This is a genomic window from Tateyamaria pelophila (genome assembly GCF_019966495.1).
In the GTDB taxonomy this organism is placed as follows: domain Bacteria; phylum Pseudomonadota; class Alphaproteobacteria; order Rhodobacterales; family Rhodobacteraceae; genus Tateyamaria; species Tateyamaria pelophila.
Genome location: NZ_JAIMIA010000058.1, coordinates 1 through 14,345, shown reverse-complemented (window position 1 = coordinate 14,345; position 14,345 = coordinate 1). Strand labels below are relative to the sequence as shown.

The 14,345-nt window shown below is 60.3% G+C and carries 11 protein-coding genes and 1 pseudogene; 7 read left to right on the top strand and 5 right to left on the bottom strand.

What is annotated here, in order from left to right:
* Nucleotide 1 precedes the first annotated feature (1 nt).
* The 3 genes from polA to LC354_RS16640 all read right to left on the bottom strand — a co-directional run bounded on the left by polA (nt 2) and on the right by LC354_RS16640 (nt 3,653).
* On the bottom strand, nt 2-2,797 hold the full coding sequence (gene polA, locus LC354_RS16650; protein ID WP_223425874.1) for a DNA polymerase I: 2,796 nt from the start codon (nt 2,795-2,797) through the stop codon (nt 2-4).
* A 138-nt stretch (nt 2,798-2,935) separates the two neighbouring features.
* A complete protein-coding gene (locus tag LC354_RS16645; RefSeq protein WP_223425872.1) occupies nt 2,936-3,115 on the bottom strand; it encodes a zinc-finger domain-containing protein in 180 nt (59 codons plus the stop codon).
* A gap of 70 nt (nt 3,116-3,185) precedes the next feature.
* On the bottom strand, nt 3,186-3,653 hold the full coding sequence (locus LC354_RS16640; RefSeq protein WP_223425870.1) for a DUF1203 domain-containing protein: 468 nt from the start codon (nt 3,651-3,653) through the stop codon (nt 3,186-3,188).
* Nucleotides 3,654-3,856: 203 nt separating this feature from the next.
* Between LC354_RS16640 and LC354_RS16635 the strand changes: the two genes are divergently transcribed.
* From LC354_RS16635 to LC354_RS16620, 4 genes are all read left to right on the top strand, one after another.
* Entirely contained in the window at nt 3,857-6,829 is a 2,973-nt protein-coding gene (locus LC354_RS16635) for an error-prone DNA polymerase (RefSeq protein WP_223425868.1), read from the top strand.
* A gap of 474 nt (nt 6,830-7,303) precedes the next feature.
* Entirely contained in the window at nt 7,304-8,815 is a 1,512-nt protein-coding gene (gene gpmI, locus LC354_RS16630) for a 2,3-bisphosphoglycerate-independent phosphoglycerate mutase (RefSeq protein ID WP_223425866.1), read from the top strand.
* Complete coding sequence (locus tag LC354_RS16625; protein WP_223425865.1) at nt 8,812-9,945, top strand: murein hydrolase activator EnvC family protein; 1,134 nt, start codon at nt 8,812-8,814, stop codon at nt 9,943-9,945. The genes gpmI and LC354_RS16625 overlap by 4 nt, the downstream gene beginning before the upstream one ends.
* Nucleotides 9,946-9,951: 6 nt before the next feature.
* Entirely contained in the window at nt 9,952-11,292 is a 1,341-nt protein-coding gene (locus LC354_RS16620) for a S41 family peptidase (protein ID WP_223425863.1), read from the top strand.
* 155 nt (nt 11,293-11,447) lie between these two features.
* Here LC354_RS16620 and LC354_RS16615 read toward each other — a convergent pair whose 3' ends face one another.
* The gene (locus LC354_RS16615) at nt 11,448-11,750 is read right to left on the bottom strand and encodes an SH3 domain-containing protein (RefSeq protein ID WP_223425861.1); all 303 of its coding nucleotides are present in this window, start codon (nt 11,748-11,750) and stop codon (nt 11,448-11,450) included.
* A 172-nt stretch (nt 11,751-11,922) separates the two neighbouring features.
* Complete coding sequence (locus tag LC354_RS16610; protein WP_223425859.1) at nt 11,923-12,867, bottom strand: ornithine cyclodeaminase family protein; 945 nt, start codon at nt 12,865-12,867, stop codon at nt 11,923-11,925.
* Between the two features lie 424 nt (nt 12,868-13,291).
* Here LC354_RS16610 and tnpA point away from each other — a divergent pair, with 424 nt between their 5' ends.
* The 3 genes and pseudogenes from tnpA to LC354_RS16595 all read left to right on the top strand — a co-directional run.
* A complete protein-coding gene (tnpA, locus tag LC354_RS16605) occupies nt 13,292-13,687 on the top strand; it encodes an IS66-like element accessory protein TnpA (RefSeq protein ID WP_223425857.1) in 396 nt (131 codons plus the stop codon).
* Nucleotides 13,684-14,031, top strand: coding sequence for an IS66 family insertion sequence element accessory protein TnpB (gene tnpB, locus LC354_RS16600; RefSeq protein ID WP_223425855.1), 348 nt, complete (start codon nt 13,684-13,686; stop codon nt 14,029-14,031). The genes tnpA and tnpB overlap by 4 nt, the downstream gene beginning before the upstream one ends.
* A gap of 78 nt (nt 14,032-14,109) precedes the next feature.
* A pseudogene (locus LC354_RS16595) lies at nt 14,110-14,345 on the top strand (IS66 family transposase); the annotation flags it as partial.

Below are 14,345 nucleotides of genomic sequence, written 5' to 3'. Positions count from 1 at the left end.
CTCAATGCGCTTCGGCCCAATTCTGCCCGCGTCCGGCATCGACCGTCAGCTTGACGTCGAGTTTCACGACCGGGTCTGCGGCCCCTTCCATCACGTTTGTGGCAACCTTGGTCAGATCATCCGCAGCGTCCGTTTCGACCTCGAAGAGCAGTTCGTCATGGACCTGCAACAGCATCGTCGCCGGTAAATCCGCAATCGCGGCTGGCATCCGGATCATCGCGCGCCGGATCACATCGGCGGCAGTGCCCTGAATGGGCGCGTTGATCGCGGCGCGGGCGGCGAACCCGGCGCGGGGGCCTTTGGAAGCAATCTCGGGCGTGTGGATGCGCCGACCAAAGAGGGTCTGAACAAACCCGTGCTCTTTGGCAAAGGCCTTGGTGTCGTCCATATAGGTCCGGATGCCAGGGAACCGTTCGAAATAGCGATCGATGAAGCCCTGCGCCTCGGACCGCGGAATGCGCAGGTTGCGCGCGAGCCCGAACCCGGAAATGCCATAGATCACACCAAAGTTGATCGCCTTGGCCTTGCGGCGCACATCCGAAGTCATCTCGTCCAGTGGCACGTCAAACATCTCTGAGGCGGTCAGCGCGTGGATGTCGATCCCATCGGCAAAGGCCTGTTTCAGCTCCGAAATATCAGCGATGTGGGCCAGAATGCGCAACTCGATCTGGCTGTAATCCAGCGCCACCAATGTCTTGCCCTCTTCAGCGACAAAAGCCTCGCGGATGCGCCGCCCTTCTTCGGTCCGGATCGGGATATTTTGCAGGTTCGGGTCGGTCGAGGCGAGCCGCCCGGTGGACGCGCCGGCGATGGAATAGGATGTGTGCACACGCCCCGTATCAGGGTTGATATGATCCTGAAGCGCATCCGTATAGGTCGATTTCAGTTTCGAAAGTTGCCGCCAGTCCAGCACGCGGGCGGGCAGTTCATGCTCTGTCGCGAGGTCTTCGAGCACATCTGCGCCGGTCGCGTATTTGCCGGTCTTGCCCTTTTTGCCGCCGTCCAGACCCATCTCGTCAAACAGGATCTCTCCGACTTGAGCCGGGGAGCCGACGTTAAATCGCCGTCCCACCATCTCGTAGATCTCGTCTTCCAGCCCTGCCATCTTCTGGGCAAAGGCGTTGGACATGCGCGACAGCGTATCGCGGTCCACCTTGATCCCCGACCGTTCCATGTTGGCCAGAACGGGTACCATGGGCCGCTCAAGGGCCTCATAGACACGGGTCACTTGGGCACGGTGCAATTGCGGCTTGAATTGCTGCCACAAACGCAAGGTGATGTCGGCGTCTTCGGCGGCATATTTCACGGCATCCTCGACAGGGACCTGATCGAAGGTCTTGGCCGTTTTACCGGAGCCAAGCAGCGGCTTGATCGGGATCGGCGTGTGCCCCAGATAGCGATCCGAAAGCGTGTCCATACCGTGATTGTGCAGGCCCGCATGCATCGCATAGGACATCAGCATGGTGTCGTCGATCGGGGCGACGGTAATGCCGATCTGGGCAAAGATCTTGGCGTCGTACTTCATGTTCTGACCGATCTTGAGGATGCTGTCGTCCTCCAGAACCGGGGTCAGCATGTCCAAGGCCGTCTCAAGCGGCATCTGCCCCTCGGCCAGATCATCGGAACCAAAGAGGTCATCGCCTCCCAGCTTATGGGTCAGCGGAATATAGCAGGCATGGCCCGGCTCGACCGCCAGCGAGATACCTACCAGATTGGCGGTCATCTCATCGAGGCCAGTGGTTTCGGTGTCCACGGCGACATAGCCGCGCTCATAGATCAGATCGATCCAGGTTTGCAGGGCGGCCGCGTCACTGACCTGCACATAGGTGGCGTTTTCAAAGTCAGGCGCGTCCGGTGCACCCGCCGCGGCTTCGGGCGCGACGTCCTTGATTTCGGGTGCGTCCACGCCGAGCTTTTCAGCGATGCGTCTGGTCAGAGTGCGAAATTCCATTTCCGCAAGGAAGGGCATCAACTGGTCCGGAATCGGATCGCGCACTTCGAGATCATCGAGAGTGAAGTCCAGCGGCGTATTTTCATCCAGTCGCACCAAATCACGGCTGAGGCGAATCTGATCCGCATGGTTGATCAGGGTCTCACGGCGCTTGGGCTGCTTGATCTCGCTCGCGCGCTCCAACAGCGCATCTAGATCGCCGTATTCGTTGATCAAAAGCGCAGCGGTCTTTATTCCGATCCCCGGCGCGCCGGGGACGTTGTCGACGCTGTCACCGGCAAGCGCCTGCACATCGACGACACGCTCGGGGTACACACCGAATTTTTCATGCACACCATCACGGTCAATGCGTAGATTCTTCATCGCGTCCAGCATTTCAACGCCGCCGCCAACCAATTGCATCAAGTCCTTGTCCGAGCTGATGATGGTCACGCGACCGCCTGCGGCACGGGCCTGCACGGCAAGGGTCGCGATGATGTCGTCGGCCTCAAAGCCTTCCTTTTCCTTGCAGGCGATGTTGAACGCTTCTGTGGCCTGGCGTGTCAGCGGGATCTGTGGGCGCAGGTCCTCTGGCATGGCCTCGCGGTTGGCCTTGTACTGGTCGTACATGTCATTGCGGAACGTGTGGCTGCCCTTGTCAAAGATAACGGCCACATGGGTGGGCGCATCGGGGCCGTTATTGTCCTCGACATAGCGCTGCAGCATGTTGCAGAAGCCGCTCACGGCCCCGATGGGCAGGCCATCCGACTTGCGGGTCAGGGGCGGCAGGGCGTGATAAGCGCGAAAGATAAAGGCCGATCCGTCGATCAGGTGCAGGTGACACCCTTTCCCAAACTGAAGTGTCATCGTGCCAATCTCCTCTGCGCCTTCGCGCTTTTGTGCCTTGCGCAGAATCGGGGCTTCGGATGCCGCCGGTCGCAACGGTTGCAGCGTGTTCCAACCGCCTTGCATGCGCACATGAAACGGTCGACCAGATCCGGTGGATCAGGCCGCGCTGTCTTTGTCGGCATACACATATTTGCAGTCGCAATAGGGGCACTCGACCCAGCCACTGTCTTCGGGGATCTGCAACCATACGCGCGGATGGCCCAATGCGCCTTCTCCGCCATCGCAGGCCACGCGGTGGGTGTCGACAAACTTGGTCTCCGGGGCGTCGATGGTCATTGCGGGCACGTCCTTGGCTGATCGGTTTGCAAGCGCGTTTATGCGTCAATGCAAGCGCACAGACAAGAGCCTAGTCGTCCCGATCGACGCGGACCTGATAGCAGGTATTGAGGGCAGAGCGTATGTGGATGTAGGCGACACCAGGGTCTGCAAGAATTTCGCTTACCCGATCGGTAATCTCAGGGGCTTCAATGACAGCACCTGTGCCGTAAACGATACGATCCTGCACACAATGGCCTTTGACAAGGTAGTCCGGCGACGTGGTCAGGATTTCAGATACGTCGGGGCCGCCGCCGCGTTGGCACGGCGCGGCACACAGGAAAATCGGCCCGACCTCTGCATAGGGCTGCGTCTCGGCGAATGGTTTAAGCGCCGAGACAAGCATTTCGACCCCTTTGGGAATTTCGCGCAAACAATGGCGACACGGATTCCCGTTCCCATCCGATATCTGACGTTCTGGAATGTTGCCAAAGACATCGAGCCCACCAGACCGGTAGGCATCGACAATCTCAGTTGAAATGGCGCGAAAAACAGGCATGATCCGTTTCCTTTTGCCCTTTCTGACACCAAGGCAGAGTCAAACTCGACCCGACTGATGCGCATCCGTCCCCCTTCTCTGTTCCAGAAAATCCCTGGGGAGGCGCGTCCGCGCCGGGGGCAGAGCCCCTGAAATACGCCCATTCAAAAAAGAACAAAACATGAATATACTACACGCTCCCTCATCCGAATCTGCTGCCACAGATGTTTTGCGAACTGTCGATCACGTCGAATTTCACCTTCCTCACCGGGGCGTCTCACCCCGAGGAGTATATCAGCCGTGCCGCCCTGCTGGGGATGGAGGCGATTGCGATCGCCGACGACAATTCGGTGGCGGGGATCGTGCGGGCGCATACCGAGGCCCGCAAGATTGCCCGCGCGGTCAAGGAACGGCAGGACTTCGATGCCATCCATGGGCTGATCGGTCCGCCCATGCCTGATCATCTGCCACGACCACCAAAGGCCGCTATTACCACGACCCCACGTCTGATCCCGGGCGCACGGCTGGTCTTGTCCGACGCGCCTCCGATCACGGTCCTGCCGCAGGATCGGGACGGCTGGCGCAGCCTGTGCCGGATCATTTCACGGGGGCGACTCAAGGCGGAAAAGGGCAGCTGCGATATCCAGTTGGCAGACCTTGAAGAATTCAGCATCGGCCTGCACCTGCTGCTCTGGCCACAGGCGCAAACGGGGCAGGGCGGCGCGGGCGGTTGGCTGCAAACCGCGCGACGGTTGACGCGCCGCTTTGCGGGGAAAGTCCATGTGCTGATGGTGCCGCGCTATGATGGGCGGGACGCTGCGCGCTTCGATCAGATCGCGGATCAGGCGCGGGATCTGGGCCTGCCCACACTGGCCTCCGCCGCCCCGCGCATGCACCACGGCGCACGGCGCAAGTTGGCCGATGTGGTGACTGCCGTCCGGACCGGCACGCGGGTCGATGATCTGGGCCGCGCGGCCCTGGCCAATGGCGAAGGCCGCTTGCGCAGCGAAGCCGAGATGCTGCACCTCTTTGCCAACCACCACGCGGCCGTGGAGCGTGCGGGCGCACTGGCGCAAAGCCTTACATTCTCTCTGGATCAACTGCGCTACGAATACCCCTCCGAGATCACCGGGACCGAGACCCCAAGCCAACGCCTGTCGCGGCTCGCCTATGAAGGGCTCGACTGGCGCTATCCCAATGGGGCGTCCGATCACGTGCACACTCTGCTGCGCCACGAACTGACCCTGATCGCCAAGCTGAAATACGAACCCTACTTCCTGACCGTCCGCGATATCGTCGCCTTTGCCCGCAGCCGCGATATCCTGTGTCAGGGGCGCGGGTCGGCCGCCAATTCGGTGGTCTGTTACTGCCTCGGGATCACGTCTGTCAGTCCTGAGATCGGCACAATGGTGTTTGAACGCTTCGTCAGTGAAGCCCGTGACGAGCCCCCCGATATCGACGTCGATTTCGAACACGAGCGGCGCGAAGAGGTCATACAGCACATCTATGAACGCTATGGCCGCGAACGGGCGGGGCTGTGCGCCACGGTGGTGCATTACCGGGGCAAACGGGCCATCCGTGAGGTGGGCCGTGCCATGGGCCTCAGTGAAGATACAATCAGCGCGCTTTCCTCCCAGCTTTGGGGCTTTTTCTCGACCAAGGGGCTGGAGGCCGAGCGAATGGCCGAAATCGGCCTCGATTTCCGCGACCGCCGCCTGCAACAGACCATCGAACTGGTCTATGAAATCAACGGCTTTCCGCGCCACCTCAGCCAGCATGTCGGGGGCTTTATCGTCACCGAAGGGCGGCTGGACGAACTGGTGCCCATCGAGAACGCCACGATGGAGGATCGCACCGTCATCTGCTGGGACAAGGATGACATCGACACGCTGGGCATCCTCAAGATCGACGTGCTTTCCCTCGGGATGCTGACCTGTATCCGCAAGGCGTTTGACCTGCTGAAAATGCACCACCAGCAGGACTTCACCCTCGCCACGCTGCCGCCCGAAGACCCGCGGGTCTATGACATGCTGTGCAAGGCCGACAGCATCGGGGTGTTTCAGGTGGAAAGCCGGGCGCAGATGAACTTTCTGCCCCGGATGCGCCCGCGCTGTTTCTACGATCTGGTGATCGAGGTGGCGATCATCCGCCCCGGCCCCATTCAGGGCGATATGGTGCATCCTTATATCCGGCGTCGCAACGGAGAGGAGGAGGTGAGCTTTCCCTCCGACGCGCTGGGCGCTTTGCTGGGCAAGACGCTGGGCGTGCCGCTGTTTCAGGAACAGGCCATGCAGATCGCCATCGTCGGGGCAGGGTTCACCCCTGATCAGGCGGACCGGCTGCGACGGTCGCTGGCCACGTTCAAGAAACACGGCAGCGTCAGCGAGTTTCGCGCGCTCTTTCTGCACGGCATGCGCAAGAACGGCTATGACGACGACTTTGCCGAACGCTGCTTTTCCCAGATTGAGGGGTTCGGCTCCTACGGCTTTCCCGAAAGCCATGCGGCGAGTTTTGCCTTGCTTGTCTATGCGTCGAGCTGGCTCAAGTGCCATCATCCGGGCATCTTTGCCTGCGCGCTTCTGAATGCGCAGCCCATGGGCTTCTATGCGCCTGCGCAGATCGTGCGGGATGCCCGCGAACATGGGGTCACAGTCCGCCCCATCTGCATCAATGCGAGCTATTGGGACAATGTGATGGAGCCGGACGGCACAGGCGGCCTCGCCCTGCGGTTGGGTTTCCGACAGATCAAGGGCCTGAGCGAGGAAGACGCCACCTGGATCACGGCGGCACGGGGCAACGGATACCAATCCGTGCGCGATGTGTGGCGACGCGCCGGTCTTGGGCCCAACGTGATCGTGCGGTTGGCCGAAGCCGATGCCTTTGCGGGCATTGATCTGAGCCGCCGCGATGCCCTGTGGGAGGCCAAGGCGCTGGCCCCCGGCCCGGCGCTCCCTCTGTTTGCGACGGATATCGACGGCGAGGTGGTGGACGAACCCACGGCCCTGCTGCCGCAAATGACGCTGGGCGAAGAGGTGGTGGAGGACTACGTCTCGACCCGCCTGACGCTCAAGGCGCATCCCGTGGCGTTGTTGCGCCATATTCTGACACCGGGGGCAGATGCGCCCATGCCGGATGCACCTGATCGCAAAGCGCCGGACCTGTCGAAATTCAGTTATACGCGCGGCAATCCGGATTGATCCCGCTGTCCGTGTCTGAACCGGTGGATCGGCCCCACGGCCTCTCCACCGTCCGGCGCACCTGAGACGCGGAGCCGCACATGTGATGTCAGTGACGCCATGCCAGGCATGCCCGTGCAGTCGACATCCGTGCGGTCTCAAAGCGGGCATGCGCCCGCACCGCATCAATGCAAATCATTGCGCAATGACGAAATCTGCGCCTTCGCATTTGCCGATTTGATATGCAGATCCTGCCGTGGGTCCGGGATGGAAACTCTCGCGGCGTCGACGTTTTCCTTAGTCTGCCGCGTGAGATCCCCATAGACATCCTTGTCGTCGGACGTTTTCGACCATGGACGGCAAATGAAGTTGATCGAACTGTCGGTCAACTCATTCACGCGGTCGCTCGGGGTGTCCTTGGGGCAACCGTTCTTTCCAAGGGCGCGCGGGCAGGTTAGAAGGCGGATGAAAGAAGTAAACAAAGGTCTTTGGCTTATGTCCGCTCCTAAACCCGTTGTCTTGTGCATCCTTGATGGGTGGGGGCTGCGCGACGACACAACAGGCAATGCGCCTGCACTCGCCGACACCCCCACATATGACCACATCATGGCAACCTGCCCACATGCCACGCTGATCACCCATGGTCCCGATGTGGGCCTGCCGCGCGGGCAGATGGGCAACTCGGAGGTTGGGCATACGAACATCGGTGCGGGCCGTGTCGTGGCGATGGATCTGGGTCAGATCGATCTGGCCATCGAAGAGGGCAGCTTTTTCCGCAATACGGCGCTGACCACCTGGATTTCCGCGATCAAGGAGGCGGGCGGACGCGCGCATCTGATGGGGGTCATGTCCGACGGTGGCGTGCATGGTCATATCACCCACATGATCGCCGCGGCCAAAGCCTGCACCGATGCGGGGCTTCAGGTGTTCATCCACGCCATCACCGATGGCCGCGACGTTGCCCCGAAATCAGCGGAAACCTATCTCAAGACCCTGACTGACGCCTTGCCGTCCGGTGCACGTGTCTGCACGCTGACCGGCCGTTATTTTGCGCTGGACCGCGACAATCGCTGGGACCGGGTCGAGACCGCCTTTGCCGCGATGGTTCGTGCGGATGGCGTGATCGCGGGCACGGCGCAGGCGGCGATCGAGGCTGCGTATGACGATGGCAAGACGGATGAGTTCATCCCGGCAACCGTGATGGACGGGTACAAGGGGGCCAAAAACGGCGACGGACTGTTTTGCCTGAATTTCCGGGCGGACCGCGCGCGTGAAATCATGGCGGCGCTTGGCCATCCGGGCTTTGACGCCTTTGATGTCTCCGGGCGTCCCGAATGGTCGGGTCTGCTGGGCATGGCGGATTACTCCGAGGCGCACGGGGCCTATATGACCACGGCCTATCCCAAGCCCGAGATTGTCAATACACTGGGCGCTTGGGTGGCCCGTGCGGGCTTGCGTCAATTCCGTCTGGCCGAGACAGAGAAATACCCGCATGTGACTTTTTTCCTGAATGGGGGAGAAGAAAATCCCGAACCGGGTGAAGACCGCGCGATGCCAAAATCCCCATCTGTCGCGACCTATGACATGCAGCCCGAGATGTCTTCGGTCGAGGTGACGGACAAGTTCGTGGAGGCCATCGCGGAAGGCTATGACCTGATCGTGGTCAACTACGCGAACCCCGACATGGTCGGACATACCGGCGATCTGGAAGCCGCCATTGCGGCCTGTGAGGCCGTCGATGCGGGCCTTGCACGTGTTCTGCCCGCCCTTGAGGCGGCCGGGGGCGCGATGATCGTCACCGCGGATCACGGCAATTGTGAAACGATGATCGATCCGACCACGGGCGCGCCGCACACCGCGCATACTACCAACCTTGTGCCGGTGGCGCTTGTCGGGGCCGAAGGCACTCTGGCGTCGGGCAAACTGGCGGATCTGGCTCCGACCCTGTTGGAATTGATGCAGTTGGACAAACCAGCGGAAATGACCGGACAAAGCCTGTTGAGATGAAACGCGCGGTTGCTTTCTGTTTGATGATGCTTGCCACGCCATTGGCGGCGCAGCAGGACGCAGGCGTTCTGGCACGCGAAGCGGGGGCCGCGTTGGGCGCAGCCTCGATCCAGTTGAGCGACGCAGAGACAGCCCGCGACAGGGTCAAGGCCCTGACGCAAACGGTCAAAGCCTACGAGGCGGGACTGGCAGCGATGCGCCTGGGGCTGCGGCGCGCGGCGATTCGCGAAGCACAGTTGCGCCGACAATTGCAGGCCCGCGACACCGAAATTGCACAATTGCTGGCCGTCTTGCAGACGCTTTCGCCCGATCAGGGGCCTACGGTCTTCCTGCACCCGGACGGGCCAAATGGTACGGCGCGTGCTGCTATGCTGCTCGCGGAACTGACCCCTGCATTGAACCAAAGGGCGGAAACCTTGCGTCGGGACCTGTCCGATGTCGAGACGCTGCGCATGCTGCAAGAGGATGCCGAGGCCCAGTTGCAAACAGGACTGAACGAAGTGCAAACAGCGCGCTTTGCGCTTAATCAGGCGATGGCGGAGCGGACCGATCTGCCCAAACGCTTTACCGAAGATCCGGTACGCACGGCGATCCTGATCGCCTCGTCAGAAACACTGGACGCGTTTTCCAGTGGCCTGTCGCAGATTTCAGCGGAAGATTCTGACTGGGTACCGCCCGGCATCGAGGATCAGATCGGCACCTTGCCATTGCCGGTGCGCGGCGTCGTGTTGCGCAGCGCCAATGAGCCGGATGCGGCCGGTATCGTGCGTCCGGGCATATTGCTTGCGACGCGCCGGGGCGCATTGGTGACCTCTCCGACGGCGGCGACGATCAGGTATGTGGGACCACTGCTCGATTTTGGAAACGTGACGATTCTGGAACCACGGCCCGGAACATTGTTTGTCTTGGCCGGACTCGGCGTTACGTATGGCGCAACGGGTCAAATCATTGCGGCAGAGACGCCACTGGGGCTTATGGGGGCACTACCGACCGGGGATGCTGCAAATGCGCTTTCAACACTCGGTGATGGGGGTGGCGCTGACCGCTCGGAAACGCTCTATATGGAAGTAAGACAGGATAACGTGCCTCAGGACCCCCTCGCGTGGTTCAGCACTGACAAGGATGGATAGTAAAGAATGAAAAAATTCGTCATGGCCGCATTGGGCGGCACATTGGCAGGCGCCATCGCAACCACACAGATTGCGGGCCCGTTGCTGGCGCAGGAGAACGCGGCAAGTTCCAGTGTCTATGAACAACTGGATCTGTTCGGTGATATCTTCGAACGGATCCGCAGTCAGTATGTCGAAGACGTGGAACCGGGCGAGCTGATCGAGGCAGCGATTGATGGAATGCTTACCTCGCTTGATCCGCACTCCAGCTATCTGTCGCCCGATGACGCCGCTGCAATGCAGGTCCAGACCCGCGGCGAATTCGGCGGTCTTGGGATTGAAGTGACGCAGGAAGAAGGCTTTGTCAAAGTTGTGTCGCCCATCGACGGCACACCGGCAGCCGAAGCGGGCATCGAAGCGGGCGACTTCATCACGCATGTGGATGGCGAATCCATGTTGGGCCTGACCCTCGACAAGGCGGTCGAGCGGATGCGGGGCAGCGTTGGATCCGAAATCATCATCACGATCGTGCGCGAAGGCGAAGCGGAGGCGTTTGATGTTTCCATAATTCGAGACATCATCGAATTGCAGGCCGTGCGTGGACGAACCCAAGGGAACGCTGTCGTCCTGCGTGTGACCACGTTCAATGACAAGACAACGCCGAACCTGATTGCCAAGATCGAAGAAGAAGTCGAAGCGCTGGGCGGTATGGAGAATGTGGATGGTTTTGTCATTGATCTGCGCAACAACCCCGGTGGCTTGCTGACGCAGGCGATCCGCGTTTCGGACGCGTTCCTTGATGAAGGAGAAATCGTATCGACGCGGGGCCGCAATCCCGAAGACGGTGACCGGTTCAATGCAACGCCGGGTGACCTGGCACAGGGCAAACCCATCGTCGTTCTGATCAATGGCGGATCTGCCTCGGCGTCCGAGATCGTGGCAGGTGCGTTGCAAGATCACCGCCGCGCCATCGTCGTCGGCACCAAGAGCTTTGGCAAGGGATCGGTTCAGACGGTCATGCCACTGCGCGGCAGCAGCGCGATGCGCCTCACCACCGCCCGGTATTACACCCCATCGGGCCGGTCCATTCAGGCGCTGGGTGTGAGCCCGGATATCGTGGTGGAACAACCGCGCCGTGATCCGACGGCAGAACCTGAGGACGAACCGGCAAGTGCGGTGGGTCAGCGTTCCGAGGCGGAACTGCGCGGCTCGCTCAACAACGATTCGCTGAGCGAAGACGAGGTCCGCCAGATCGAGGAAGACCGGGCAAAGGCCGAAGCGGCCGCTGCCTTGCGCGAAGAGGATTATCAACTGGCCTATGCCATCGACATCCTCAAAGGACTGAACGCGCTTGGTCCAAGGGACTAAGGCCAGCCAACCTATCTAAAAACAGAACCCGCGCGGGTAAACCGCGCGGGTTTTTTTGCGCCGAAGGAAGCGGAGCCGTTTTCCATTCAATGCCTCTCCGGTCGGGTCTTATCTGCGCGCATCCGACGAGAGCGTGAGCCAAGCGCAATGTCTGATCATATTTCCTTCAGATACGCCCAGGAGACATAGCCAATCATCCGTCGCGCCTGTTTCAGCGAAGCCTTGCACCAGCGGGTCCCGCCAGTTTGATCACACTCATGGACGCGCAGGACAGTGCCATTCGGCAAGCCAAGAACGATCTTGTACCCGGTGCCCGGTCCGGCCCGCATTTTCAACATTTCCCCCTCTTCAACGCCCACAACCTGGTAAAGGCCCGCAGACCTGTCCGCCGCGACAGCGATGTTCACACCTGATCCCATAAAGACGGCGGTAAAGACCGCAAAGATGGCTCTGCGCATCGGTTTCTCCTGTTTTTTGCCTCGGGTAAAGTCTAGTGCTGCATTGCGTTTACAGGCAACCGCGTTCCCACATGAATCCGACGTTGCCTGTCAATGCGCGACTGGGAGTGCAGATACTCACAAGTTGCCTTCAACTGCTCTGTCGCGATGGCCGGGGCTTGCAAAGCAAGGCTCAAGCAGAATTGCCGGTTGCACGGCGCACCGCCAGGACGGCAGCCGCATAGTCACCCAAAGAGATGCCACGGAACGCAAAGGCCGCTGGACGGTTGACGGTGCCCAGATCCACTTTGCCCGTCGCCAATTCCGTCAAATCACCGGCAATTTGATCATATGGCAACATCGGTTTTTCACTTTCAAATTCCTGGATGCGGTCGTCGACGATGACGGTCTTGAATGCCGCCATGCTGTCCGGCAACCACGGGATGCAGGCATCGGTTATCGTGGCGAAGGCGTTTGGCTTGAGCCACCGTGCGTCAAGAAACGGAGTGATGGAATAATCCAAAGTCACGGATGTCACGATCTGATCCGCGTCCTGCAATGCCTCTTGGGCCGTGGGGCATGTCTTGGCTTCAAGCCCCATGTCTTCGGCATATCGGCAAAGCTTGTCCGCATTTGCCTTGCCGCGCCCGAAGACGCGGATGCGCTTGAGCGGGAATTGTGCGGCGAACGCATCAAGATGCGAATGGGCCTGTACGCCGGCCCCGATAAATGCCACCGTCTCGGACTCCGGATCGGCAAGCTGCCGTGCCGCCACCACCGACAAGGCTGCCGTTCTGATCGCAGTGATCCAATTGGCCCCCAAAACGGCCCGCAACAGTCCGGTTTGCGCGTCCAGAACCATAATCGCGCCATTGATTGCGGGCAATCCGTTCGCCGGGTTATCGGGGCAGACGGTAACCTGTTTGACGACGATGAAATCGTTCTCACCGAGGGCCAGAGTAGACATTGCATAGCGTCCGCTGCCCGGAAGAATGACGGATTTTGGCGTGGTGTGAAGGCGTCCCTCCGCTTTGGCGATCAGGGCGTCTTCTATTGCATCGGCGACGTCCGCCGGTTGGATGCCGAGCCGCTGCAGGTCATCGTCGGACAAATGCAGAAAGGTGTTGTCAGAGGTCATTTTATGTCTTTCGGTTGCGATCTGATGTTTCGGCGGCCGACAGTTCCGACGCGTTGCTTTGAGAAAGCCCGGAGGTCTGTGTTTATCCCCGTCAGCTGCATTGGTTGACCGCCCAAGTTATGGCTCAATTGGATTGGGCCCGGTGTAGGTCCAGCGGCATTCCGGGGCGCGGGCCTCTTGTTTCGCCTCGATTGTTGCATTTGTTCCCAAGCGTGCGCAATCTCTCCGACGGACGGTGACAGACAAAATATTCCACGTTTGAATGATTTGGTCATAGACGTGTCGGTGCACCCGTGGACCATCCTGTCCGACACCGGATATGGCACAGTAGATCAATCGTATCCGTCCGGTGTCGCCGCTCTGACGGGATGATGGAGTGCCTGCTAGATGTCCACCATCGGTAGTGGACATCTTGAGGTGAGCGATGGCGGGCAAGAAAGGCCAGAAGAAGCGGGTTTGGTCAGACGAAGAGAAGCTGTCGATCTGCAGGCAGGCGCGGGTTCCCCAGGTCCCGGTTGCGCAGGTTGCTCGGCGCTACGCGATGAACACCAACCTGATCCATAAATGGCTTCGCGATCCTCGGTTTGCATCAGGGGAGCAGGCTGTGGATTTGTCGGTGCCTGAGGATGCAACGTTTCTTCCAATCGAGATTGCGGGCATGGCCCCCGCTCCAACGGCACCCATTTCGCCTACCCCTTCGACAGATTCCATCACCGCGCAGCGCGTGGACATCACGTTGTCGGATGGTCGACGCATTCTGGTGGAGGGTGCGACCGCGCTGTCGGCGATCGTAGCGATGGTAGAGGGACTGGCGCAATGATCCCGGTGCCAAGCAACACGCGGGTTTGGCTGGCTGCCGGCGTCACGGACATGCGACGCGGTTTCAATACGCTGGCGGCACAGGCTGAACAGGTTTTGGCTGAGGATCCGTATTCAGGCCACATGTTCGTCTTCCGTGGTCGCCGTGGCGATCTTTTGAAGGTCATTTGGTGGGACAGTCAAGGGGCCTGCCTGTTCACCAAGCGGCTAGAACGGGGCCGATTTGTCTGGCCTGCGGCCAAGGACGGCAAGGTCAGCCTGAGCCCATCACAACTGTCGATGTTACTCGAAGGTATTGACTGGCGGACACCACAGAAGACCTGGCGACCTCTGGTCGCGGGATAGGGGTAAACACCAACAAAACATGGGTTTTGGCGCTGTTTTGCGTTCCCTCCCATGGGGCAATCTGGTATGGATTGCGCCATGCTGGACGCCTTCAAATCTCTGCCCAAAGACCCTGACGAGCTGCGCTCTGTCAGTGAGCAAATGCTCCTGCACATCCAATCCCTAACCTACCAAAACGAGAAGCTGAAGGCTGAACTTCATGGCCATCGCAAGGCACGCTTCGGCGCGAAGTCAGAGGGCATGGATCAATTGGCGCTCGACTTGCCGGAAGACGACGAGATCGCGCGGGCGGCAGAGGATCAACACACCGCGCA